Genomic DNA, 24,380 nt, shown 5'->3' on the forward strand with positions numbered 1-24,380 from the left:
GTTCCTGTGGCGGGACTAGTTCCCGCCGCGGCCGTGGCCGGGCTTGCCGCTGGTGCCGCCGATCAGGTCCGGCGGGAGGACGATCCCGCCCGGCAGGGTGGTGCCCGGGTTCGGGCCGCCGCCCGGCTTGTTGTCGTCGCCGGGCTTCGGCTTGTCCTTGTCGCCCGGCTGCGCACCGCGCGGGATGTTGATCGGGACGAAGGAGGGGGTCTCGCCGGCGTTCAGGGCGCCGGTCATCGCGATCCGCCAGATCGGGCCGGGGAGGCAGCCACCGCAGACCTTGTCGTAGTACTGGCCGCCGATGGTGATGTCGTACATCGACTTCTTCTCGCCGATGTCGTCGCCGACCCACACCGCCGTGGACAGGTTCGGCGTGTAGCCGACGAACCAGGCGTCCTTGCGGTCGTTGGTCGTACCCGTCTTGCCCGCGTTGTCGCGGTCGCTCAGACCGGCCTTGGTGCCGGTGCCGTCCTCGACGACGCCCTTCAGCATCTGGTTGACCATGTCGGCGGTGCGGTCGCTCATCGCCTTGGAGCACTCGGTCTGCGGGACCTTGAGCTTCTGGCCGGCCGCCGTCGTGATCGACTCGATGGCGATCGGGGTGCAGTACGTGCCGCGGTTGGCGAAGGTCGCGTAGACCGAGGCCATGTCGAGCGGGGTGCTCTCGACTGCGCCCAGGGTCGCGGACGGGCTCTGCACGATGGGCTTGCCCAGCTCGCGCTCGTAGCCGACCTTCTTCGCCATCGTCAGCGTCTCGCAGAGGCCGGCCATCTGCTCGAGGCGGGCGAAGTACGTGTTGATGGACTTGCCGAGGGCACTGGTCATGTCGTACATGCCCTTTTCCGACTTGAGCTCGTTGCCGACCTTCCAGTTGGCGTAGCCGGACGGCTTTCCGTCGCAGCGGGTGTAGTCCCGCTCCGAGAGGGTGATCTCCGTCGGGTCGTCGAAGCTCTGCGCGGGGCTGAGGCCCTTCTCCAGCGCGGCGGCGGCCGTGATCGGCTTGAAGGTCGAACCGACCTGGAAGCCGTAGGTGGTGCCGCCCATCTTCTTGCCGACGGAGAGGTTGAGGGTCGTCTGGTGCAGCTTCTGGTCGAGGCCGTACGGGCGGGACTGACCCATCGAGAGGATCTTGCCGGTGCCGGGCTGGACCTGGACCACCGCGGCGGCGACCGGGTCGTCCTTGTCGACCTTGGCGATGGCGGCCTCGTTCGCCGCCTCCTGGGCGCGCGGCGAGAGGGTGGTCTTGATGGTGAGACCGCCCAGGTTCCACAGCTTCTGGCGCTCCTCGACCGTCTTGCCGAAGACCGGGTCGCTGAGGATCGTCTTGCGGACGTAGTCGCAGAAGAAGCCGGAGCCGTCGACGGCGGTGATGCAGCCGTTCTTCGGCGACTTCACCTTCAGCTTGATCGGCGTGGCCTTCGCCTTGTCGGCCTCCGCCTGGCTGATGTCCTTGACGTCGGCCATGCGCTGGAGGACGGTGTTGCGCCGCTTGGTCGCCTCCTGGAGGTCGTTGACCGGGTCGTAGCGGCTCGGCGACTGCACCAGGCCGGCCATCATGGCGGACTCGGCGAGGGTCAGGTCGGCGGCGTGCTTGGAGAAGTAGCGCTGCGAGGCGGCCTCGATGCCGTACGCCTGCTGCCCGAAGAACGTGATGTTGAGGTAGTTCTCCAGGATCTTCTTCTTGCCGAGCTCCTCCTCGACCTGGATCGCGAACTTCAGCTCGCGCACCTTGCGGCCCATCGTCTGCTGGGTGGCCTGGGCGACCTTCTCGGGGTCGTCACCGGCCTCCTCGACGAAGACGTTCTTCACGTACTGCTGGGTGAGCGTGGACGCGCCCTGCGCGACCCCGCCCGACTGCGCGTTGCGGTTGATGGCGCGCAGCACGCCCTTGAGGTCGATCGCGCCGTGCTCGTAGAACCGCGAGTCCTCGATGGCGACGATCGCCTTCTGCATGTACGGCGAGATCTTGTCGATCGGCACGACCTGCCGGTCGCGCGAGTACACGGTGGCGATGTGGCCGCCCTCTGAGTCGAGGATCGTGGTGCGCTGACTCAGTGGCGGCGTCTTCAGGTTGGACGGGATTTCGTCGAACCCTTCGACCGTGCCCTTGGCCGCCAGCCCCAGTGCTCCGGCCGCGGGCAGGGCGATGCCTGCCAGCACGGCTCCGGAGAGCACACTGACCCCGAGGAACTTGGCGGCCTGCTGGGTCCCGGTCAGACCTCCGCCCGAGCGCTTCTTTGCCATGGGGGCAGCCTACGTTCTCATTCGCCGGACACACGTATATGCCTTGGCCTAAGCTGCTCACAACTGTCACAGCAGTGCGGTCCCGCATCAAGACCCGTGCATGCCCCGTGCACGCCCCGTGCGAGATCCGCGCAAGACCAGTGCGTGGCATCGGCAGGAATTCCCGCGTCCCCGAAGCGCGGTGACTTCATGCCTGAATCCGGCTCATGTCCGGTATGGCTATTATGTCCTGGCGTCACTCCCCTGGGTGATCTGCCGGGCACGCATAGTCCGTTCGGGCCATTCAAGATTGGGCCCGAAGGGGGTGTTGCGCTGTCCCCACCTTCCGTAACGTCCCAACTGGCAGCGGTGAATATGCCGCTACCGCCGTGGGGGAGCCTCGATTCGGGAGAGGACGGCGCCGGTATGGGCTGGGTAGCTGACTGGAGTGCGCAGGCGGCCTGCCGCACTACCGATCCGGATGAACTTTTCGTGCAGGGCGCGGCGCAGAACAGGGCGAAGGCGGTGTGCACCGGATGTCCGGTGCGGACCGAGTGCCTCGCCGACGCCCTCGACAACCGCGTGGAATTCGGCGTGTGGGGCGGCATGACGGAGCGCGAACGGCGCGCCCTGCTGCGCCGCCGGCCGACCGTCACCTCGTGGCGCCGGCTCCTGGAGACCGCGCGCACCGAGTACGAGCGGGGAGCGGGCCTGCTGCCCGTGGCGATGGACGACGACGCGACGTACGAGACGTACGCGGCGGTGGGCTAGGCGGCTGGGCCGCCTGGGCCGCCTGGTTGACGGGCACTGGCCTTTCGCAGGCCCGCCGAGTGGCTTCGCAGGCCTGGGCCCGAGGGTCTGGAGAGCCTGCCGCCCGGTGCCGCACCGGCGGTGCGATCGGGCGACCGGGTCGGCCGTGGTGCCGGTCGGCGTGCCCGTCAGGGCATACGGCCGACCGCCAGGCGCTCACCGATGGCCCGCAGCCCGTCGAGGTCGTGCACATCGCCGGGCAGGGCGGCCACTTCGGCAACCGCCACCTCGGGGTGGAGCGCGGTGAAGCGGTCGCGCGTGCGTTGCTCGCGTGCGAGCACCTGCATCCGCTCGGCATGGAGACGGAGCAGTCCTGCGGTCAGTTGCTGAACATCCGGGTCCGCTCCGGCTGTGGGGGCAGCCTCGGACTCGGAACCTGTGGAACCTGCGGTGCGGGTGGTGCCGGTGGTGCCCGTGGTGCTGGTGGTGACAGCGGCGGCGGTGGCGAGGTGTTCGGCAAGCTCTGCGGTGGGGTGCGCAGCGGGATCTGACGGCTCGGGAGACTCGGAAGACTCGGGAGAGGTGGCCCGGGAGCCACGCCCACTAGGTTTCCCGGCGCCCTGATCCACAATGCGCCCCTCGTCAAGATTTTCTGCGGCGGCCCGCGCCCGCTCGGCCGACAGCCGGGCGGCGCCGCTGCCATGGACCCGGTTGAGGACGATCCCCGCGAGCGGCATCTCCTCCGCGGCCAGCCGCTCCACGAAGTACGCCGCCTCGCGCAGCGCGTCCCGCTCCGGGGTGGCGACCACGAGGAAGGCCGTGCCCGGAGCCTGGAGCAGTCGGTACGTGGCGTCCGCGCGGGTCCGGAAACCGCCGAACATCGTGTCCATCGCCGCCACGAAGGTCTGCACGTCCTTCAGGAACTGACCCCCGAGCAGCTTCCCCAGCGTCCCCGTCATCATCGACATGCCGACGTTGAGGAACTTCATCCCCGCCCGGCCGCCCACCTTCGCCGGCGCCATCAGCAGCTTGATGAACGTGCCGTCGAGGAAGGAACCGAGCCGCTTCGGCGCGTCCAGGAAGTCGAGCGCCGACCGCGACGGCGGCGTGTCGACCACGATCAGGTCCCACTCGTCCTTGGCCCGGAGCTGGCCCAGCTTCTCCATCGCCATGTACTCCTGCGTACCGGCGAAACCGGCCGACAGGGACTGGTAGAAGGGGTTCTCCAGGATCGCCCGGGCCCGGTCGGCGTCCGCGTGCGCCTCGACGATCTCGTCGAAGGTCCGCTTCATGTCGAGCATCATGGCGTGCAGTTCGCCGCCGTCGCAGCCCTTGATGCCGTCCACCTTGCGCGGCACGTTGTCCAGCGAGTCGATGCCCATCGACTGGGCCAGCCGCCGCGCCGGGTCGATGGTGAGCACCACGACCCGCCGGCCGCGCTCCGCCGCCCGCACGCCCAGCGCCGCCGCCGTCGTCGTCTTGCCGACCCCGCCCGCGCCGCAGCACACGATGATGCGCGTCGCCGGATCGTCGATCAGCGGATCCAGGTCCAGGACGGACACGCTGTCCAGACCGGCCGCAACCGCCGGAACCGCCGGAGCCCCGTCTGCCCCGTCTGCCCCGGCGGTACCCTGCGTGCCCTGCCTGCTCTGCCCGCTCTGCGTGGCCTGCGTCACGCGCCCACCCCTTGTCTGCGCAGCTCCTTCGCCAGCCGGTACAGGCCGGCGATGTCCGCCCCGTCCCCCAGGAAGGGCAGTTCGTACGACGGGACGCCGATGCCGTCCAGGGTCTCCCGCTGCGCCCGCTCCAGCTCCACCCGCTGGGCGTGCTCGGCGGCCTGCTCCAGGAGCGGCTCGACCAGCCTGGTGCCGCCCTTGACGCCGACGGACGCCAGCGTGCCGGCGATGGCGTCGCGGTGGGCGCCGGAGGCGGCCCGTACCGCCGCCTCGTCGAGGACGTGCGGGCGGACCATGTTCACCACCACGCGGCCCACCGGCAGTTCGGCGGCGCGCAGCTCCGCGATGCCGTCGGCGGTCTCCTGGACCGGCATCTCCTCCAGGAGGGTCACCAGGTGCACCGCGGTGTCCGGGGACTTCAGGAAGCGCATGATCGCCTGGGCCTGATTGTGTATCGGGCCGATCCTCGCCAGGCCCGCCACCTCGTCGTTGACATTGAGGAAGCGGGTGATGCGGCCGGTCGGCGGCGCGTCCATCACCACGTAGTCGTACGTGAAGCCGCCGGCCTTCTCGCGGCGGCGGACCGCCTCGCAGGCCTTCCCGGTGAGCAGCACGTCCCGCACGCCCGGCGCTATCGTCGTCGCGAAGTCGATCGCCCCGAGCTTCTTCAGCGCCCGGCCCGCGCTGCCCAGTTTGTAGAACATCTGGAGGTAGTCGAGGAGGGCCCGCTCGGCGTCGATGGCCAGCGCGAACACCTCGCCGCCGCCCGGCGCGACGGCGATCTTGCGCTCCTCGTACGGCAACGCCTCCGTCTCGAAGAGTTGCGCGATGCCCTGTCTGCCCTCCACCTCGACCAGGAGGGTCCGCTTGCCCTCCGTGGCGAGGGCGAGCGCGAGTGCCGCGGCCACCGTCGTCTTACCGGTACCGCCCTTGCCGCTGACGACCTGGAGCCTGCTCACGTCTTCGAGCCTAACCACTGGCGGCCCGCCCCAATCAGAGGGTCGCCCCGGACGCGCCCCCCGAACACGCCCCCCCGATCACCTAGGGGTCACCCCGGGGGCCGGCTCGGCGGCCCGCCCCCGCGCAGCGGCTACAGTCGGCTCATGACCAAGTGGGAGTACGCGACTGTGCCGCTGCTGGTGCACGCGACGAAGCAGATTCTTGACACCTGGGGCGAGGACGGCTGGGAGCTCGTCCAGGTCGTGCCCGGCCCGAACAACCCCGAGCAGCTCGTGGCCTACCTGAAGCGGGAGAAGACCTCGTGAGCGGGGCCGGAGCCGTCGAGGCGAAGATCGCCGAGCTGGGCCTGACGCTGCCCGAGGTCGTCCCGCCGATCGCGGCCTACCAGCCGGCCGTGCAGTCCGGCGTGTACGTCTACACCTCGGGCCAGCTCCCGATGGTGGCCGGCAAGCTCCCGGTGACCGGCAAGGTCGGCGCCGAGGTCACGGCCGAGGAGGCCAAGGAGCTCGCCGCCACCTGCGCGCTCAACGCGCTCGCGGCCGTGAAGTCGGTCGCCGGTGACCTGGACCGGATCAAGCGGGTCGTGAAGGTGGTCGGCTTCGTCGCCTCCGCCCCCGACTTCACCGGCCAGCCCGGCGTCATCAACGGCGCCAGCGAGCTGCTCGGCGCCGTCCTCGGCGACAAGGGCGTGCACGCCCGCAGCGCCGTCGGCGTCACGGTCCTCCCGCTGGACGCCCCCGTCGAGGTCGAGGTCCAGGTGGAGCTCGAGTCGGCCTGAGGCCCGTACACAGGCTGCCGACGCGCCGCCCGGAGCCGGTTCCCTCCCACCCGGAGGGGATCGGCTCTCGTGCATTCCGATGCTTGCGCATAGCATCCGGCCATGCCGAATGGTCAGACGAACGGTCAGTCGAGTGGGCAGCCCGGTGGGCAGCCGAGCGGTCAGTCGAGCGGTCAGACGAACGGGCAGTGGTACCCGGCGGAGTGGCCCGACCGCATCCGTGCCCTCGCCGCCGGTGAGCTGGTCCCCGCGACGCCCCGGCGGGCCGCCACCGTGCTGCTCCTGAAGGACGGCGCCGACGGCCCGCTGGTCCACATGCTGCGCCGGCGCGCCTCCATGGCCTTCGCGGGCGGCGCGTACGCCTACCCCGGCGGCGGCGTCGACCCGCGCGACGAGCACCCGGTGCGCTGGGCCGGCCCCGCCCGCGAGGAGTGGGCGGCCCGCCTCGGCCTCCCGGACGCCGCGCAGGCGCAGGCCGTGGTCTGCGCCGCCGTGCGCGAGACGTACGAGGAGGCGGGCGTCCTGCTCGCCGGGGAGACCCCGGACACGGTCGTCGGCGACACGACCGGCGAGGACTGGGAGAAGGACCGGGCGGCGCTGGTCGCCCGCGAGCTGTCCTTCGCGGACTTCCTCGACCGGCGCGGGCTGGTGCTGCGCTCGGACCTGCTCGGCGCCTGGGCGCGCTGGATCACCCCCGAGTTCGAGCCGCGGCGCTACGACACCTGGTTCTTCGTCGCCGCCCTCCCGGCCGGCCAGCGCACCCGGAACGCCTCCACCGAGGCCGACCGGACCGTGTGGATCCGCCCGGCCGACGCCGCCGCCGGTTACGACCGGGGCGAGCTCACGATGATGCCGCCGACCATCTCGACCCTCCGCGCCCTCGAACCGTACGGGAGCGCCGCCGGCGCCCTGGCCGCGGCGGCCGACCAGGACATGACCCCGGTTCTCGCGCAGGCCCGCCTGGAGGGCGATGAGGTGATCCTGAGCTGGCCGGGGCACGATGAATTCACGAAGCACATCCCCACCGCCGGGGGCGGCGCCACTGACGGGACCGCCGACCGGCCCGCCGGGCGGCCCACCGGGCGGGAAGGAGGCTCGATATGAGCCACGCCCACACCCTCCCCGGGCAGCCGCGCGGCGCCGTCGTCTCCGGGCCCGCGACCGCCCGCGCCGTCAACGTCCTCGCGCCGAACCCGTCCGCGATGACCCTGGACGGCACCAACACCTGGATCGTCGCCGAGCCGGACTCCGACCTCGCCGTCGTCATCGATCCCGGGCCGCTCGACGAGGGGCACCTGCGCCACGTCGTCGCCACCGCCGAGAAGCTCGGCAAGCGGATCGGCCTCACCCTGCTCACCCACGGGCACCCCGACCACGCCGAGGGCGCGGCGCGCTTCGCCGAGCTGACCCGCACCACGGTGCGGGCGCTCGACCCGGCGCTCCGGCTCGGCGACGAGGGTCTCGGGGAGGGCGACGTGATCACCACGGGCGGGCTCGAACTCCGCGTCTTGGCCACCCCCGGCCACACCTCCGACTCGCTCTCCTTCCACCTCCCGGCCGACCGGGCCGTGCTGACCGGTGACACGATCCTGGGCCGGGGCACGACGATCGTGGCCCACCCGGACGGGCGGCTCGGCGAGTACCTGGACTCCCTGCGGCGGCTGCGCTCGCTCACCGTCGACGACGGGGTGCACACGGTCCTGCCCGGGCACGGGCCGGTCCTGGAGGACGCGCAGGGGGCCGTGGAGTTCTACCTCGCCCACCGCGCGAACCGGCTCGCCCAGGTCGAGGCGGCCGTCGAGAGCGGCCTGCGGACCGCCCCGGAGGTCGTGGCCCACGTCTACGCGGACGTCGACCGCTCCCTGTGGCCGGCCGCCGAGCTCTCCGTGCGGGCGCAGCTGGACTATCTGCGGGAGCGCGGCCTGAGCTGAGGCGCGGGGCGGGGACGCACCGGGCGGCCGGTCCGCATGCCCTCGCCATCCGGCCCCGGCCCCCACCCCGGTCCCTTGGCCCTTGGCCCCGGCCCCGGAACCTTTGGGCTCCCCCGAGTGTCTTACGCTCCGCTTATATCTGGCCGTAGCTCTCGGGGGGAAGCCCGTGTTCGTCATAGCCATCCTGCTGGTCATCACGGCGGTGGTGCTCTACATCGTCGGCCGCGTGAACGACACCCGCGGCCTGAAGCTCGGCGCCGTCGGCGCCCTGCTCGCCGGCCTGTTCTCGCTGATCGCGAGCATGACGTACGTGATCAGCGCGTACGAGGTCGGCGTCCCGGTCGCGTTCGGCAAGGTCGGTACGCCGATGACCTCCGGCATGCACATGAAGTCGCCGTTCACCAACGTCACGACCTTCTCCACCCGCCCCGTCGACCTCAACCTCTCCGACAAGGACGTGGTCGAGGTCCGCTCCTCGCAGGGCGGCGTGATGTACGCCGAGGTCACCGTGAAGTGGGCGGTCCACCCGTCCAAGGCGGTCGAGCTCTACAAGCTGGCCGGCAGCGAGGACGCCATCCAGCAGCGCCTGGTCTACCCGGACAGCCGCGAGATCGTCCGCAACGTCTTCGCCCGCTACTCGAGCGAGCAGGGCTACGCCTCCGACCGCGAGAAGATCAACGCGGAGATCGCCCGCCTCATCAAGGAGCGGCTCGCCCCGCGCGGCATCGACGTCACCACCGTGAACCTGCGCAACGTGAAGCCCTCGCAGGCCCTGCAGGACCAGATCGACCGCAAGATCCAGCAGCAGCAGGCCACCGAGCGGGCCCTGGAGGCCTCCCGTACGGCCAAGGCGGAGGCCGACCGGCGCCGTATCGAGGCGGAGGGCATCGCCCGCGCCAACAAGATCCTCAACGACTCGCTGACCGACAAGGTCCTCACGAACCAGTGCATCGAGGCCTACAAGGAGGCCGCGGCGAAGAACCCGGTCTACGCGGTGCCCTGCGGCAGCGGCGGTTCGAACCCGCTGATCGTGGACGGCACGAAGCGCTGATCACTGCTCACGAGTAGATAGCGCCGGTATCCACGAGATATCCGCGAGACGAGGAACGAGACGAGGCACGAGACGAGACATGAGAAGGAGGCCGCCCGGTTCGACCGGGCGGCCCCCTTCTCGTACGCACGGGGTGGTGCTCAGCGCGAGCGCTTCGCGAGGCGCTCCACGTCGAGCAGGATCACCGCGCGGGCCTCCAGGCGCAGCCAGCCGCGCTGGGCGAAGTCGGCGAGCGCCTTGTTGACCGTCTCGCGGGAGGCGCCGACCAGCTGGGCCAGCTCCTCCTGGGTGAGGTCGTGGACGACGTGGATGCCCTCCTCGGACTGCACGCCGAAGCGGCGCGACAGGTCGAGGAGCGCGCGGGCGACCCGGCCCGGCACGTCGGAGAAGACCAGGTCGGACATCTGGTCGTTGGTCTTGCGCAGCCGGCGGGCGACGGCGCGCAGCAGGGCGCTGGCCACCTCGGGCCGGGCGTTCAGCCAGGGCTGGAGGTCGCCGTGGCCGAGGCCGAGCAGCTTGACCTCGGTCAGCGCGGTCGCGGTGGCGGTGCGCGGGCCCGGGTCGAACAGGGACAGCTCGCCGATCAGCTCGCCGGGGCCGAGGACGGCCAGCATGTTCTCGCGGCCGTCGGGCGAGGTGCGGTGCAGCTTCACCTTGCCTTCGGTGACCACGTAGAGCCGGTCGCCCGGGTCGCCCTCGTGGAAGAGTGCGTCGCCTCGGGCCAGCGTCGCCTCACTCATCGAGGCGCGCAGCTCAGCGGCCTGCTCGTCGTCGAGCGCCGCGAACAGCGGGGCGCGCCGCAGAACGTCGTCCACGAGTTCTCTCCTATGTCGACCTCAGTGCGATCAATCACAACAAGTTTGACGCACCGGACCGCCTTTCCGTACGTCAGGGGCCCGATTGGGTCGTGATCGGGGGCGCGCGGGGCGGATGTCGGCGGCGGCCCCTAGGCTGGCCGGGTGTCCAACTCGCCGGTGAGAGCACAGGCCAAGGGGGCTGGAAGAGTGCGGGACGAAGCCAATTCCGCTGTGGGCGAACACGGAGTGTCGAAACAGACGAAACCGACAAATCGCCCCGGCGGTGGGTCGGGAGGACCCGACAAACCGGCGGCGGCCGAGGCAAAGGCGGCCGCCAAGAAGGCCACGCCCAAGAAGGCCACGCCCAAGAAGCCCGGCGCCGACAAGTCCAGCGTCGGCAAGCCCGGCGCCAAGAAGGCCGCCAAGCCCGAGTCGCACCTCGCCATGGTCCGGCGGGCCCGGAAGATCAACCGGGAACTGGCGGAGGTCTATCCGTACGCGCATCCCGAGCTCGACTTCACGAACCCCTTCGAGCTGCTCGTCGCCACGGTCCTCTCCGCTCAGACCACGGACCTGCGGGTCAACCAGACGACGCCCGCGCTCTTCGCGAAGTACCCGACGCCCGAGGACCTGGCCGCCGCCGTGCCCGAGGAGGTCGAGGAGCTGATCCGGCCGACCGGCTTCTTCCGCGCCAAGACCAAGTCGATCATGGGCCTTGCCGCGGCCCTCAGGGACGACTTCGGCGGCGAGGTGCCCGGCCGCCTGGACGACCTGGTCAAGCTGCCCGGCGTCGGCCGGAAGACGGCCTTCGTCGTCCTCGGCAACGCCTTCGGAGTGCCCGGCATCACCGTGGACACCCACTTCATGCGCCTCGCCCGGCGCTGGAAGTGGACCGAGTCCGACGACCCGGTGAAGATCGAGGCCGAGGTCGCCGCGATCTTCCCGAAGAGCGAGTGGACGATGCTCTCGCACCGGGTGATCTTCCACGGGCGCCGCATCTGCCACGCCCGCAAGCCCGCGTGCGGCGCCTGCCCGATCACCCACCTCTGCCCCTCGTACGGCGAGGGCGAGACCGATCCGGAGAAGGCGCGCAAGCTGCTGAAGTACGAGAAGGGCGGCTTCCCGGGCCAGCGGCTCAACCCGCCGCCGGACTACCCGGGCCTCCCCGCGCCCCCGCTGGGCGCGAACTCCGAAGCCCTGAGCCCTGAGGCCTGAGGCCGGAGCCCTGGGCCCTGAGCACCGAGCACTGAGCCCGGGAACGAACCGGGACGCCGACCGCGTTGTGAAACACGGGATGAGACACGGGGGTGCCTATGACGCGCACTGGTGAAGGGCTCCAGGGCTCGGGCGGCCTGCTCAGCAGAGCGGGGCTGCCCGACTGGCTCGCGCCGGTCGACCACGCCGCCCGCACGGTCGAGCCGGAGCAGCTGAGCCGCTTCCTGCCGCCCGCGGACGGCGCGGGGCGGCAGTCCGCCGTGCTCGTCCTCTTCGGCGAGGGCGCGCGCGGCCCCGAGCTGCTCCTCATGGAGCGCTCCGGCACCCTCCGCTCGCACGCGGGCCAGCCCTCCTTCCCCGGCGGCGCCCTCGACCCCGAGGACGGCGACCCGGCCGACGGCGGGCTGCTCCGGGCCGCGCTGCGCGAGGCCCGCGAGGAGACCGGCCTCGATCCGGCCGGCGTCCAGCTCTTCGGCGTGCTGCCCCGGCTCTACATCCCGGTGAGCGGATTCGTCGTGACGCCCGTCCTCGGCTGGTGGCGGACCCCCAGCCCGGTCGGGGTCGTCGACCCCGCCGAGACCGCCCGGGTCTTCACCGTGCCCGTGGCGGATCTCACGGACCCCGCCAACCGCGCCCTGGCCGTCCATCCGCTCGGCCACGAAGGCCCCGCATTCCTCGTCGAATCGGCCCTGGTCTGGGGATTTACCGCAGGAGTGATCGACCGGATCCTGCATTTCGCAGGCTGGGAGCGGCCCTGGGACCGGTCGAAGCGGGTCCCGCTCGACTGGAGGTCATGACAGGCTGGCCCCGGGGCGATCGATGACGAATCTGCGAGGCTACTGACGGTGAACGTGCTGGACATTCTGCTGCTGCTCGCCGCCGTCTGGTTCGCGATCATCGGCTACCGCCAGGGATTCGTCGTCGGCATCCTCTCGGTGATCGGTTTCCTCGGCGGCGGTCTCGTCGCCGTTCTGCTGCTGCCGGCCCTCTGGAACCAGCTGACCGACCACAGCGAGGTCTCGACGACCGCGACGGTGATCTTCGTGATGGTGGTGATCATCAGCGCCTCCGTCGGCCAGGCCTTCACCACCCACCTCGGCAGCAAGCTGCGCCGGCACATCACCCGGACGCCCGCCCGCGTCCTGGACGCCACCGGCGGCGCCCTGGTCAACGTGGTCGCGATGCTGCTCGTCGCCTGGCTCATCGGCTCCGCGCTCGCCGGCACCGCGATGCCCACCCTGGGCAAGGAGGTCCGCGGCTCCAAGGTGCTCCTCGGAGTCGACCAGGTGATGCCGGATCAGGCGCCCGGCTGGTTCTCCGACTTCACCTCGGCGCTCGCCCAGAACGGCTTCCCGCAGGTCTTCAGCCCGTTCTCCAACGAGCCCATCACCGAGGTCCTGCCGCCCGACCCGGCGCTCGCCGGCAGCCCGGTCGCCGCCCGCGCCCAGGACTCCATCGTCAAGGTCGTCGGCACCGCCCCCAGCTGCGGCAAGGTCCTCGAAGGCACCGGCTTCGTCTTCGCCGAGCGCCGGGTCATGACCAACGCCCATGTCGTCGGCGGCGTCGACGAGCCGACCGTCCAGATAGGCGGTGAGGGCAAGCTCCACGACGCCAAGGTCGTGCTCTACGACTGGAAGCGCGACATCGCCGTCCTCGACGTGCCCGATCTCCAGGCCCGCCCGCTGCAGTTCACCGACCAGGACGCGCGCAGCGGCGACAACGCCATCGTCGCCGGCTTCCCGGAGAACGGCGCCTACGACGTGCGCTCCGCCCGCGTCCGCGGCCGCATCGCCGCCGAAGGCCCCGACATCTACCACCGCGGCGAGGTGCGCAGGGACGTGTACTCGCTGTATGCGACGGTCCGTCAGGGCAACTCCGGTGGACCGCTGCTCACCGCCGACGGCAAGGTGTACGGCGTGATCTTCGCCCGCTCCCTCGACGACGCCAACACCGGTTACGCGCTGACGGTCGACGAGATCCGTGACGACATCCTCCGCGGCCGCTCGGCCAACCAGCAGGTCGACAGCCAGGGCTGCGCCCTCTAGGGCCCGCCCCGGGGCCGTGCGGCGGTCCGGAGGCTACGTACGGGTGTGGCGCAGCCGGGCCGACATCCAGCGGGCCCGGCGGCGGAGGATGCGCGAGATCCCCACGGCCCCCGCCGGGTGCGGACGGCCCTGCTCCTGCGTACCGCCCCGTTCCGGGGCGCCGGCGCCGCCGATCGAGCGGCGGTCGCGTGCTGTGTCACTGTAGTCGTGCGTCCAGCCCATACCCGGACGTCTGCCCGGGGCCCAAGGTCGGTAACCGCCCGGGGGCCCGCCAATTGGAGTATGCGCGAGGCACATGGCAGTTCGACGGATCCCTGTGCGCCGCCGATTCAGCCGCTGGCTCAGCCCCGACTCGGCCGCCGGGCTCAGCGGTCGGGCTCGGGGTCCTTCAGCCAGTTGACGAGCTCGGTGGTGAACGCCACCGGGTCCTCCTCGTGGGGGAAGTGCCCGAGGCCGTCGAACAGCCGCCAGCGGTAGGGCGCCTCCACGTACTCCCCGGAGCCGGCCGCGCTGCGGGTCCGCATCACCGGGTCGAGCGAACCGTGCAGATGCAGCGTGGGCACCCGCACCGGCCGCTTCATGCGCCGGTTGAACTGGATGCCGTCCGGGCGGGCCAGCGAGCGCACCATCCACCGGTACGGCTCGATGGAGCAGTGCGCGGTCGACGGGATGCACATGGCCCGCCGGTAGACCGCGAGGGCCTCCGCCTCGTCGGCCGCCGCGCGCGGGTCCGGCCCCGACCAGTCCTGGATGAGCCGCCCCACGAGCGCCGCCTCGTCGACGACGAGCTGACGCTCCGGCAGCCACGGGCGCTGGAAGCCCCACACGTACGAACCGGCACGGGTCTGCGCGAAGTCGGAGAGCATCGCCGAACGCCAGCGGCGCGGGTGCGGCATCGAGGAGACGACGAGCCGCCGCACCAGCTTGGGGCGCATCACGGCGGCCGTCCAGGCGAGATAGCCGCCCAGGTCGTGGCCGACGAGGGCGGCGTCCGGCTCGCCGAGCGAGCGGATCACGCCGGTGATGTCGAGGGCCAGGTTGGCCGGATCGTAACCGCGGGGCGTGCGGTCGCTGCCGCCGACGCCGCGCAGGTCCATCGCCACCGCCCGGAAGCCGGCCTCGGCGAGGGCCGGCAGCTGGTGGCGCCAGGTCCACCAGAACTGCGGGAAGCCGTGCAGCAGCAGCACCAGGGGGCCGTCGCCCATCTCGGCGATGTGGAAGCGGGCGCCGTTCGCCGCGACATCGCGGTGGGTCCACGGCCCGTCGATGCGGACGGGGCTCCCGCCGTTGGCGCTGCTGCTCTCAGGGACGGTCATGCGGACGAGCGTGCCACAGTCTCGCCCTTGTCCAGGGCGATCCGGGCCGCGTCCGCCGCGACCGGCCGCGGGTGCGGCTTGACGTTCTGGATGACCGCCGCGGTCTCCTTGGCGGAGGCGATGGACTTCTCCGGCTTCTTGACCTTCTTGAACTTGGCGTACGCGATCAGCCCGAGCAGGCCCGCGAGCAGCACGTTCGCGGCGAAGGACAGCAGGAAGCACCAGATCATGTTCCAGCCGCCGTTGCCGTTGTGCCCGCCGGTCCAGGTGTTGATGGCGTAGGCGAGCGCGAAGCTCAGCATCGGCAGGGAGAACAGCAGCACAACCCCGGCGGCGATGAACGCGGCACTGCCGATCGCGCCGCGCTTCACGTCCTGGCGGATCTCGGCCTTGGCGAGGGCGAGCTCGTCGTGCACCAGGGCGGACATCTCGGCGGTCGCCGAGGCGACCAGCTGGCCGAGGCTGCGCTCGGTTCCGTCGAACGGGTCGCTCATGGCTGCTCCCTCTTCTCCTGTGTCGTCTGCCCTCAGATCATGCCGGACGGTCGGCCTCATCGCGCGACGCCCCCGCCAGTTGGGCGCGCTCGCGATGCTCCGCGGCCTTCCGCTCGTAGATTTCGGCCATCCTCAGGTGGTACTCGGGGGTGTGCTCCTCGTAGACGTCGGGGATGCCGTCCTGGTCGTCGTCGCGCTCCTCCTCCACCACAAGTGCCTGGTAGGTGCGGACCCGCAGCTTCAGGAGCACGGAGGCGAGGACGGCGGCTATCAGGGAGCCGGCCAGGACTGCGGCCTTCACCTGGCTCGTCAGCGCGGGGTCGTCCTCGAAGGCCAGTTCGCCGATGAGCAGCGACACGGTGAAGCCGATGCCGGCGAGGGTGGCGACGGCGAAGACGTCCGGCCAGGCCAGGTCAGGGTTGAGCGACGCCCTGGTGAAGCGGGCGGTGAGCCAGGTGCCGCCGAAGATGCCGACCGCCTTGCCGACGACGAGTCCGAGGACCACGCCGAGGGTGACGGGCTCGGTGAACACGTCGCCGATGGACTTGCCGGAGATGGTGACCCCGGCGGAGAACAGCGCGAACAGCGGCACGGCGAAACCGGCGGAGAGCGGCCGGACCAGGTGCTCGATCCGCTCGCCGGGGGAGTGCTCCTCGCCCTCGCGGGTGGTGCAGCGCAGCATCAGGCCCATGGCCACGCCGGCGATGGTGGCGTGGACGCCGCTGTTGTACATCAGGCCCCAGATGACCAGGGCCAGCGGCACGTACACGTACCAGCCGCGGACGCCCTTGCGCAGCAGCAGCCAGAAGACGGCGAGGCCGGCGAAGGCGCCGCCGAGGGCGGCGAAGTTGAGGCTGTCGGTGAAGAAGATCGCGATGATGAGGATCGCGAGCAGGTCGTCGACGACGGCGAGGGTGAGCAGGAAGGCCCGCAGCGCCGAGGGCAGCGAGGTGCCGATCACGGCGAGGACGGCGAGTGCGAAGGCGATGTCGGTGGCGGTGGGCACGGCCCAGCCGCCGAGGCTGCCGCCGCCGACCGCGTTGACCACGGTGTAGACCAGAGCGGGCACCGCCATGCCGCATATCGCGGCGATGACGGGGAGCGCGGCGGCCTTGGGCTCGCGCAGCTCGCCCGCGACGAGCTCGCGCTTGAGCTCGATGCCGGCGACGAAGAAGAAGATCGCGAGGAGGCCGTCGGCGGCCCAGTGCTGCACCGACAGGTCGAGGCCGAGGGCGGCCGGGCCCAGGTGGAAGTTCTGTACGGCCGCGTAGCTGCTTTTCAGCGGGGTGTTGGCCCAGATGAGTGCGATGACCGCGGCGACAAGGAGCAGCACGCCGCCGACGGTCTCCGTGCGCAGCGCATCGGCGACGAAGCGGCGCTCGGGCAGTGAGAGGCGGCCGAGGAACCGGCGGTCGGTGGGCTGGGGCGCGGACGCGGGCACGGTGAGAACCTCCGGTCGGTGGGCAGGGCTTAGCACATGCCGACCAGACTTCCCGGCGCACCTAGGTGTTCTTGTCGCGTCACTGACGCGGTCCTTACCTTACCTAACGGTGCTCGGTGGTGTCCGGTGATCTTCACTTTAGGTGCATACGCGGACACCGGCACCCCCTGTGGACAACGGCCTGTGGACAACGGGCCGGGCATGCGGAAGCGCCCGCCCCGGATGCTCCGGAACGGGCGCTCACCTGCGGTTCTGTCACTCAGTCGGCAGCTCAGTCCTCGCTGGGCGCGGCCGGCAGCTTGGTCTGGATGAGGTCCATGACCGAGGAGTCCGTCAGCGTCGTGACATCGCCCAGTTCGCGGTTCTCGGCGACGTCCCGGAGCAGCCGGCGCATGATCTTTCCGGAGCGGGTCTTGGGCAGCTCGGCCACCGGCAGGATCCGCTTCGGCTTGGCGATCGGGCCGAGGGTCGCGCCGACGTGGTTGCGCAGCTCGGCGACGAGGCCCTCGTCCTCGCTGGCCGTGCCGCGCAGGATCACGAAGGCGACGATGGCCTGGCCGGTCGTCTCGTCGGCGGCGCCGACCACGGCGGCCTCGGCGACGGACGGGTGGGAGACCAGCGCGGACTCGACCTCGGTGGTGGAGATGTTGTGGCCCGAGACGAGCATGACGTCGTCGACCCGGCCGAGCAGCCAGATGTCGCCGTCCTCGTCCTTCTTCGCGCCGTCGCCCGCGAAGTACTTGCCGTCGAAGCGCGACCAGTAGGTGTCGATGAAGCGCTGGTCGTCCCCCCAGATGGTGCGGAGCATCGACGGCCACGGCTCGGTGAGGACCAGATAGCCGCCGCCGCCGTTCGGCACCTCGTTGGCCTCGTCGTCGACGACGGTGGCCGAGATGCCGGGCAGCGGGCGCTGCGCGGAGCCGGGCTTGGTCTCGATGACGCCCGGCAGCGGCGAGATCATCGCCGCGCCGGTCTCGGTCTGCCACCACGTGTCCACGATCGGGCACGTGTCGGCGCCGATGTGCTTGCGGTACCAGATCCACGCCTCGGGGTTGATCGGCTCGCCGACCGAGCCGAGCACCCGCAGCGACGACAGGTCGAACTTGGCGGGGATGTCGTCGCCCCACTTCATGAACGTGCGGATCAGCGTCGGCGCCGTGTAGAGGATGGTGACGCCGTACTTCTGCACGATCTCGAACACCCGGCCCTGGTGCGGGGTGTCCGGGGTGCCCTCGTACATGACCTGGGTGGCGCCGTTGGCCAGCGGGCCGTAGACGATGTACGTGTGCCCGGTGACCCAGCCGATGTCGGCGGTGCACCAGAAGACGTCGCTCTCCGGCTTGAGGTCGAAGATGGCGTGGTGGGTGTAGGCGGCCTGGGTGAGGTAGCCGCCGGAGGTGTGCAGGATGCCCTTCGGCTTACCCGTGGTGCCCGAGGTGTAGAGGATGAAGAGCGGGTGCTCCGCCTCGAAGGCCTCGGGGGTGTGCTCGGCGGACTGGCGGGTGACGATGTCGTCCCACCACACGTCGCGGCCCTCGGTGAACGCGGTGTCCTGGCCGGTGCGGCGGACCACGAGGACGTGCTCGACCTGCGGGCACTTGGCGACGGCCTCGTCGATGGCCGGCTTGAGGGCGGACGGCTTGCCGCGGCGGTAGCCGCCGTCGGCGGTGACGACCAGCTTGGCGTCGGCGTCCTGGATGCGTGAGGCGACGGCGTCGGCCGAGAAGCCGCCGAAGACCACCGAGTGGGCGGCGCCGATGCGGGCGCAGGCCAGCATGGTGATGGCGGCCTCGGGGATCATCGGCAGATAGACCGCGACCCGGTCGCCCTTGCGGACGCCCAGCTCGGTCAGGGCGTTGGCGGCCCGGGAGACCTCGTCCTTGAGCTCGGCGTAGGTGATGGCGCGGCTGTCGCCCGGCTCGCCCTCGAAGTGGATGGCGACCCGGTCGCCGTTGCCGGCCTCGACGTGCCGGTCCACGCAGTTGTACGCGACGTTCAGCTCGCCGTCGGCGAACCACTTGGCGAACGGCGGGTTCGACCAGTCCAGGGTCTCGGTCGGCTCGGTGGCCCAGCTGAGCCGCTTGGCCTGTTCGGCCCAGAAGCCCAGCCTGTCCGCCTTGGCCTGCTCGTACGCCTCCGCCGTGACATTGGCGTGCGCGGCCAGCTCGGCGGGCGGCGCGAATCGGCGCTCTTCCTTGAGCAGATTGGCCAAGGATTCGTTGCTCACGACATCTCCCTTTCCCAGGGCGTCCTATGTGCCTGTGTGTCCCGCGTCATAGCTCATCAGGCGGATGCCCGGGTGACAAGAGCCTCCGGACAATTGGTTTAGACCTGTGGGGTGACATGCGGAGGTGACCCCTCGCTCCCCGAGCGGTGGGGAGCGAGGGGTCACACACTTGCACGGACGGACGGAACGGAAGGTTCAGGACGCGCGCGCGGCCTGTCGCCCCCAAGCCCGGTCCACCGGTCCCGCCGCCGGTCCTGCGGACGGCCCGGCTGCCGGTCCAGCCACCGGTTCTGCCGCCGGTCCGCCCGCCGCGGGCGGCACATGGTTGAACACGTCGTCGTAGCTGTGCACCTCGTCCGTACCGGCGAGGAGATAGGCCTGCGCCTCGCCCACGTGGAAGTACATCCCGTGCAGCGTCAGGGTGCCCTCGGCGAGTCGTCGCGCCACCGACTCGTACGCCCGCAGATGCTCCAGCTGCTGCACCACATTGGTCAGACACAGCTGCTCGACGGCGTCGGCCGGCAGCCGGCCGGAGATCCTCGCCCACGCGTGGCGACGACTCGCCATCCGCTCCAGACTCGGCAGACCGTGCCGCAGCCAGCGGCGCAGCTGGCTCGGCGGGTCGTCCGGGCCGCTGCTCAGCAGGGCGTGCATCGCGCCGCAGCCCGAGTGCCCGCAGACCGTGATCGACTCGACCCGCAGCACCTCCACCGCGTACTCGATCGCCGCCGCCACCGAGTCGTCCCCGCTCTCCTCGCCCGGCAGCGGCACCAGATTGCCCACATTGCGCACGGTGAACAGATCACCCGGACCGCTGGAGGTGATCATGCTGGTGACCACCCGGGAATCGGCGCAGGTCAGGAAGAGCTGCGAGGGCCGCTGCCCCTCCCGGGCCAGCCGGGCCAGCTCGTCGCGCACCAGCGGTGCGGTGTCCCGCTGGAAGGCGCCGATACCGCTCGCCAGCCGGTGCCCGACGGCCCCGCCGCCCGGCTCCTCGCCCCCGGCCTCGCCCCCGTCCGCCGGGGAACGCTGCTCGCCGCACTGGTGGTTGCGCCACGGCGTCCACGGGCGGCAGCAGGCGTGGCTGCCCGCGCCGTGCGCGGCGGAGCCGGAGCCGGAGCCGGAGCCGGAGCCGGAGGCGGGAGCGGGCCGGGTGATCCGGTGGCCGGCCGGACCGGTCAGTTTCACGGCGGCGCCGTGCGAGGCCTGCCAGTCGCGCAGGGCCTCGTAGGCGGCGTGGTCCATGAAGGACCCGTCCAGTTCGACGACGCAGGGCGAGTGCTGCGGGATCTGATGCAGGACCCGGCTTAGCCGGGGCACGGCGAGGAAGGTCAACTGCCCCCGTGCCCGCACGTGGTGGCCCTCGTCGGTCTCCTCGATCGTGATCCGGGTCCGGGTGAGCCGGTGCAGGGCCACCGCCACGGCGACCGCGACACCGATGACCACGCCTTCCAGGACCCCGGTCAGGACGACGGCGGTCAGCGTCGCCCCGTACACGAGCAGCTCGCGATTGCGCTGGACGCTGCGCAGATGGGTGATGCTGACCATCTGGACACCGACGACGGTGACGAGCGCGGCGAGCGAGGCCAGCGGGATCAGGTCGAGCACGGGCACCAGGAACAGTGCGGCGAGGATGACCCAGACGCCGTGCAGGATCGCGGAGTGGCGGCCGGTCGCACCGGCGGAGACGTTGGCGGCGCTGCGCACGGCGACGCCCGTGACGGGCAGCCCGCCGAGCGCCCCGGACAGCACGTTGGCCGCGCCCTGGCCGGCGAGTTCGCGGTCCAGGCGGGACCGGGGGACCGGCGGGTCCGTCCGGCGGGCAGCGGCCAGCTTGTCGACCGCGACGGCCGAGAGCAGCGACTCGACACTGCCGACCAGGGTGACGGTGAGCGTGGCGGCGGCCAGTCCGAGCAGCGGCCCCTCCGGCAGCCCCACGAGAGCGTGACTGCTCCACGAGGGCAGGTCGACCCGGGGCAGCCGCAGCCCGGCGAGAGCCGCGACCGCCGTGGCGCCGGCCACGGCGGCGAGGGCCGCCGGGATCTTGCGTACGAGCCTGCCCGCACGCCCCGGCAGGCGCGGCCACACCAGCAGCACGGCGACGGTGAGCGCGCTGACGGCGAGCGCGGGGCCGGAGACGTGCGCCAACTGGGCGGGCAGCCCCCGCGCGTTGTCCACGGCGGAGCTCTGCGGTGTCCCGCCGAGCACGATGTGCAGCTGGGCGAGGGCGATGGTGACGCCGATGCCGGCCAGCATCCCGTGCACGACCGCGGGGGAGACCGCGAGCGCGGAGCGTGCCACCCGCAGGGCGGCGAGGCCGAGTTGGGACAGTCCGGCGAGGACCGTGACGGCGCAGGTGGTGCGCCAGCCGTAGCGCTGGATCAACTCGGCGGTGACCACGGTCAGTCCGGCGGCCGGGCCGCTGACCTGGAGCGGGGAGCCGCCGAGGCGTCCGGCGACGATGCCGCCGACGGCGGCGGCCACCAGGCCGGCCTGGAGCGGCGCGCCGGTGGCGAGGGCGATGCCGAGGGAGAGCGGCAGCGCGATGAGGAACACGGCGATGGACGCGGACAGGTCCGCGCCGGCGATGCGGAAGCGGCGGCGCGGCCCGTCCGGTGGGCTGTGCGGCCGCTGGACGCGGGGCCGGTTCGTGGTGCGGGCAGGGGTGGTGAGGGTCATGTTCCCGTCTCCTCCGGAGGGGCAGCGTGGCGCGGCTCGTGCGGGGTGCAGCGGCGGGTACAGCGATCGTCACTGATCAACGCTCAGTAAATGGATGGTAATGGAGAGTAAAGTCTCCGGCATTATTTTCGGGGCAAACAGGGCAATGATTCACCGGATCAGGTGACAGAACGTGGTCATGCCGCTTGTCGTTGCCGCGCTCCGGCCGTCGTGGTGCGACGTTGTCGCCGCTTGTACGGAAATCCGAGGAACCGTGCCGCAACGAGGAGAGGTGTGCGGATGTCAGCCGCCGTGAGAAGGACCGCCGCGAGAAGGACCACTGTCCAGAAGAGGGCGCTCGCCGTCGGCGCCCTCGCCGTCGCCCTCACGGCCGGGCTCGCCGGCTGCTCGGGCTCCGGCGGTTCCGCCCCACAGGGCGCACCGGGCGGCGCGGGTGCCAAGAAGGGCCCGGCCGCGGCCCCGCAGAGCGCGGTCCGGCTGATCGGCGACGGCTCCACCGCCTTCACCGGCACGCAGCCCCACCAGCCCAGCTGGCAGCGTCTGAAGCCGGGTCAGCAGCCGCCGCAGTTCGTGGTGTTCTCCTGGGACGGCGCGGGCGAGGACAGCCAGAAGCTGTTCTCCCACTTCCGCAAGGTCGGCAAGCAGTACGGCGCGAACATGACGTACTTCCTCAGCGGCGTCTACCTGCTGCCGGAGTCCAAGCGCGAGATGTACGACCCGCCGCAGCACTCCCCGGGCCGCTCGGACATCGGCTTCAACGACGTCGAGGGCATCCGCGACACCGTGCGCGAACTGCGCGGCGCCTGGGAGGAGGGCAACGAGATCGGCACCCACTTCAACGGGCACTTCTGCGGCAAGGACGGGGGCGTGGGCACCTGGTCGGTCGACGAGTGGAAGAGCGAGATCAACCAGGCAAAGTCCTTCGTCAAGCACTGGAAGACCAATGCCGGACTGAAGGCGGAGCAGCCGCTTCCGTTCGACTACGACAAGGAGCTCGTCGGCGCCCGCACGCCGTGCCTGGAGGGCCGCGCGAACTTCGTGAAGGCGGCGTCCCAGATGGGCTTCCGCTACGACACCAGCGGCGTCAACGACCAGATCTGGCCCAAGAAGGACCAGGGCCTGTGGGACCTGTCGATGCAGCTGGTGCCGGTCCCCGGCCGTGCCTTCCAGACCCTGTCGATGGACTACAACTTCCTGGTCAACCAGTCCGGTACGACCAAGGGCGACCCGTCGATGTACGAGTACTGGGGCAACCAGATGCGCGACGGCCTGGTGCAGGCCTTCGAGCGCTCCTATCGGGGCAACCGCGCGCCGCTGATCATCGGCAACCACTTCGAGTCCTGGAACGGCGGCACCTACATGCGCGCCATCGAGGAGACCATCGCCACGGTCTGCGTGCAGAAGGACGTCGAGTGCGTCTCCTTCCGCCAGCTCGCCGACTGGCTCGACGCCCAGGACTCGGCGGTCGTCGCCAAGCTCCGCACCCTGAAGGTCGGCGAGGCCCCGGCCGCCGGCTGGCAGTCCTTCCTGGCCCCGCAGCCCGCCGCCCCGGCCGGAGCGGCGGGCAAGCCGGCCGCGCCGCCCGCCGTCAAGCCGGCTGAACGGCGCTGAGCCCTTCCGCCAGTACGAAGTCGGGGTCGACCTGCGCCGCCAGGTCGGCCCCGGCCCCTTCTTTCTCGCCCCCTCGCACCGCTCGGCGCCGGGGCGCCTCCCGGGCGTCGGGAGCGGTGCCGGACTCCGTCCGGCGAGGCGGGACGGGGCGGGCGCGTCAGCTCGGCTGCGGCACGGCGAGGCGCTCGTCGAGGACGAAGCCCGGGTCGACCTGACCCGCCAGGTCGGCCCCCGTTTTGGCGTTGCCCCAGCTCTCCGCGTTCTTCAGGTGGAAGTGGACCATCTGGCGCGTGTAGCGCTCCCAGTCGCGGTGGGCGTACGAGTCGTCCGCCGCGTTCTGGAGGAGCTGCAGGGCCGTGCGGTTGGTGGCCTCCAGGAGCTCGAAGAGCGGCGGGCGGCCCTTCTCCATCGAGCGCACCCAGTCGGAGTGGCCGACCGTCACCAGCAGGTCGTCGCCGACCTCGGCGCGCAGGAAGTCGACGTCGTCCGGGCCCTGCACCTTGTTGCCGACGACCTTCAGCGCGACCCCGAAGTCCCGCGCGTACTCCTTGTACTGGCGGTAGACGGACACGCCCTTGCGGGTCGGCTCGGCCACCAGGAAGGTCATGTCGAAGCGGGTGAACATGCCCGACGCGAAGGAGTCCGAACCGGCCGTCATGTCGACCACCACGTATTCGTCCGGCCCGTCCACCAGGTGGTTCAGGCACAGCTCCACCGCGCCGACCTTCGAGTGGTAGCAGGCCACCCCGAGGTCCGACTCGGTGAACGGGCCCGTCGCCATCAGCCGGATCCCGTCCCCGTCGAGCACCACCGGACGGGCACAGGCCTCGTACACCGGGTTGTCCTCGCGGACCCGGAGCAGCCGCGAACCCGCCCCGGGCGGCGTCGTCTTGATCATCGTGTCGGCGGAGGCGATCCGCGGGTTGACGCCCCGCAGGTACTCCTTGATCAGCGGCAGATGCGCCCCCATGGCGGGCAGCGCGGCGGCCTCCTCGTCGGAGAGGCCGAGCGCCGCTCCGAGGTGCTGGTTGATGTCTGCGTCGACCGCCATGACCGGGGCTCCGGCGGCGGCGAGGTGTCGGATGAAGAGCGAGGACAGCGTCGTCTTGCCGCTGCCGCCCTTCCCCACGAAAGCGATCTTCATGTTCACCTAGCGTAGTGGCATGCATGCTCGCCGTGGTCAAGG

General features: G+C 71.2%; 21 protein-coding genes. 10 read left to right on the plus strand and 11 right to left on the minus strand.

The features are described from left to right. Positions 1-15: 15 nt before the first annotated feature. Positions 16-2,244, minus strand: a complete 2,229-nt coding sequence (locus tag KV205_RS17100; protein WP_265865230.1) for a transglycosylase domain-containing protein — start codon at positions 2,242-2,244, stop codon at positions 16-18. Positions 2,245-2,649: 405 nt separating this feature from the next. On the opposite strand from KV205_RS17100, the gene KV205_RS17105 reads away from it, so the two are divergent. Then, positions 2,650-2,994 carry a WhiB family transcriptional regulator gene (locus tag KV205_RS17105; RefSeq protein WP_046910200.1) on the plus strand — a complete coding sequence of 115 codons (345 nt, stop codon included), beginning with the start codon at positions 2,650-2,652 and terminating at the stop codon, positions 2,992-2,994. Between the two features lie 167 nt (positions 2,995-3,161). On the opposite strand, the gene KV205_RS17110 is transcribed toward KV205_RS17105, so the two are convergent. After that, entirely contained in the window at positions 3,162-4,544 is a 1,383-nt protein-coding gene (locus KV205_RS17110) for an ArsA family ATPase (protein WP_274710553.1), read from the minus strand. A gap of 101 nt (positions 4,545-4,645) precedes the next feature. Then, positions 4,646-5,608 carry an ArsA-related P-loop ATPase gene (locus KV205_RS17115; protein ID WP_265865232.1) on the minus strand — a complete coding sequence of 321 codons (963 nt, stop codon included), beginning with the start codon at positions 5,606-5,608 and terminating at the stop codon, positions 4,646-4,648. A gap of 144 nt (positions 5,609-5,752) precedes the next feature. Between KV205_RS17115 and KV205_RS17120 the strand changes: the two genes are divergently transcribed. From KV205_RS17120 to KV205_RS17140, 5 genes are all read left to right on the plus strand, one after another. Then, on the plus strand, positions 5,753-5,914 hold the full coding sequence (locus tag KV205_RS17120) for a DUF4177 domain-containing protein (RefSeq protein ID WP_137988514.1): 162 nt from the start codon (positions 5,753-5,755) through the stop codon (positions 5,912-5,914). Beyond that, on the plus strand, positions 5,911-6,387 hold the full coding sequence (locus KV205_RS17125) for a RidA family protein (protein WP_265865233.1): 477 nt from the start codon (positions 5,911-5,913) through the stop codon (positions 6,385-6,387). Before KV205_RS17120 ends, KV205_RS17125 begins: the two co-directional genes overlap by 4 nt. A gap of 102 nt (positions 6,388-6,489) precedes the next feature. Beyond that, positions 6,490-7,491, plus strand: a complete 1,002-nt coding sequence (locus KV205_RS17130; protein WP_265865234.1) for an NUDIX hydrolase — start codon at positions 6,490-6,492, stop codon at positions 7,489-7,491. After that, positions 7,488-8,318 carry an MBL fold metallo-hydrolase gene (locus tag KV205_RS17135; RefSeq protein WP_265865235.1) on the plus strand — a complete coding sequence of 277 codons (831 nt, stop codon included), beginning with the start codon at positions 7,488-7,490 and terminating at the stop codon, positions 8,316-8,318. The genes KV205_RS17130 and KV205_RS17135 overlap by 4 nt, the downstream gene beginning before the upstream one ends. A gap of 166 nt (positions 8,319-8,484) precedes the next feature. Next, positions 8,485-9,369 carry a prohibitin family protein gene (locus KV205_RS17140; protein ID WP_265865236.1) on the plus strand — a complete coding sequence of 295 codons (885 nt, stop codon included), beginning with the start codon at positions 8,485-8,487 and terminating at the stop codon, positions 9,367-9,369. Between the two features lie 140 nt (positions 9,370-9,509). On the opposite strand, the gene KV205_RS17145 is transcribed toward KV205_RS17140, so the two are convergent. After that, a complete protein-coding gene (locus KV205_RS17145; protein WP_046910193.1) occupies positions 9,510-10,184 on the minus strand; it encodes a Crp/Fnr family transcriptional regulator in 675 nt (224 codons plus the stop codon). Positions 10,185-10,328: 144 nt separating this feature from the next. Between KV205_RS17145 and nth the strand changes: the two genes are divergently transcribed. From nth to KV205_RS17160, 3 genes are all read left to right on the plus strand, one after another. Further along, positions 10,329-11,381 carry an endonuclease III gene (nth, locus tag KV205_RS17150; protein WP_374214682.1) on the plus strand — a complete coding sequence of 351 codons (1,053 nt, stop codon included), beginning with the start codon at positions 10,329-10,331 and terminating at the stop codon, positions 11,379-11,381. Positions 11,382-11,479: 98 nt separating this feature from the next. Beyond that, positions 11,480-12,178 (plus strand): CoA pyrophosphatase, encoded by a 699-nt coding sequence (locus KV205_RS17155; RefSeq protein ID WP_265865238.1) that lies wholly within the window; start codon positions 11,480-11,482, stop codon positions 12,176-12,178. 48 nt (positions 12,179-12,226) lie between these two features. Continuing rightward, the gene (locus KV205_RS17160; RefSeq protein ID WP_265865239.1) at positions 12,227-13,426 is read left to right on the plus strand and encodes a MarP family serine protease; all 1,200 of its coding nucleotides are present in this window, start codon (positions 12,227-12,229) and stop codon (positions 13,424-13,426) included. Positions 13,427-13,459: 33 nt separating this feature from the next. Here the strand turns inward: KV205_RS17160 and KV205_RS17165 are convergent, their stop codons facing one another. The 6 genes from KV205_RS17165 to KV205_RS17190 all read right to left on the minus strand — a co-directional run bounded on the left by KV205_RS17165 (position 13,460) and on the right by KV205_RS17190 (position 21,583). Beyond that, a complete protein-coding gene (locus KV205_RS17165) occupies positions 13,460-13,648 on the minus strand; it encodes a hypothetical protein (RefSeq protein ID WP_265865240.1) in 189 nt (62 codons plus the stop codon). A 143-nt stretch (positions 13,649-13,791) separates the two neighbouring features. Continuing rightward, a complete protein-coding gene (locus KV205_RS17170; protein WP_265865241.1) occupies positions 13,792-14,742 on the minus strand; it encodes an alpha/beta fold hydrolase in 951 nt (316 codons plus the stop codon). Then, positions 14,739-15,236, minus strand: coding sequence for a phage holin family protein (locus tag KV205_RS17175; protein ID WP_265865242.1), 498 nt, complete (start codon positions 15,234-15,236; stop codon positions 14,739-14,741). The genes KV205_RS17170 and KV205_RS17175 overlap by 4 nt, the downstream gene beginning before the upstream one ends. Positions 15,237-15,273: 37 nt before the next feature. Beyond that, positions 15,274-16,677: a Na+/H+ antiporter NhaA gene (gene nhaA, locus KV205_RS17180; protein ID WP_265865243.1), complete on the minus strand. Its 1,404-nt coding sequence runs from the start codon at positions 16,675-16,677 to the stop codon at positions 15,274-15,276. A gap of 271 nt (positions 16,678-16,948) precedes the next feature. Then, on the minus strand, positions 16,949-18,904 hold the full coding sequence (gene acs, locus KV205_RS17185) for an acetate--CoA ligase (protein ID WP_265865244.1): 1,956 nt from the start codon (positions 18,902-18,904) through the stop codon (positions 16,949-16,951). A gap of 195 nt (positions 18,905-19,099) precedes the next feature. Next, positions 19,100-21,583 carry a SulP family inorganic anion transporter gene (locus KV205_RS17190; RefSeq protein ID WP_265865245.1) on the minus strand — a complete coding sequence of 828 codons (2,484 nt, stop codon included), beginning with the start codon at positions 21,581-21,583 and terminating at the stop codon, positions 19,100-19,102. Between the two features lie 279 nt (positions 21,584-21,862). Between KV205_RS17190 and KV205_RS17195 the strand changes: the two genes are divergently transcribed. Continuing rightward, entirely contained in the window at positions 21,863-23,194 is a 1,332-nt protein-coding gene (locus tag KV205_RS17195; RefSeq protein ID WP_265865246.1) for a hypothetical protein, read from the plus strand. A 157-nt stretch (positions 23,195-23,351) separates the two neighbouring features. On the opposite strand, the gene KV205_RS17200 is transcribed toward KV205_RS17195, so the two are convergent. Then, a complete protein-coding gene (locus KV205_RS17200; protein WP_265865247.1) occupies positions 23,352-24,338 on the minus strand; it encodes an ATP-binding protein in 987 nt (328 codons plus the stop codon). Between the last annotated feature and the right edge of the window lie 42 nt (positions 24,339-24,380).

It is taken from the genome of Streptomyces sp. SKN60 (genome assembly GCF_026236535.1).
Lineage (GTDB): Bacteria > Actinomycetota > Actinomycetes > Streptomycetales > Streptomycetaceae > Streptomyces.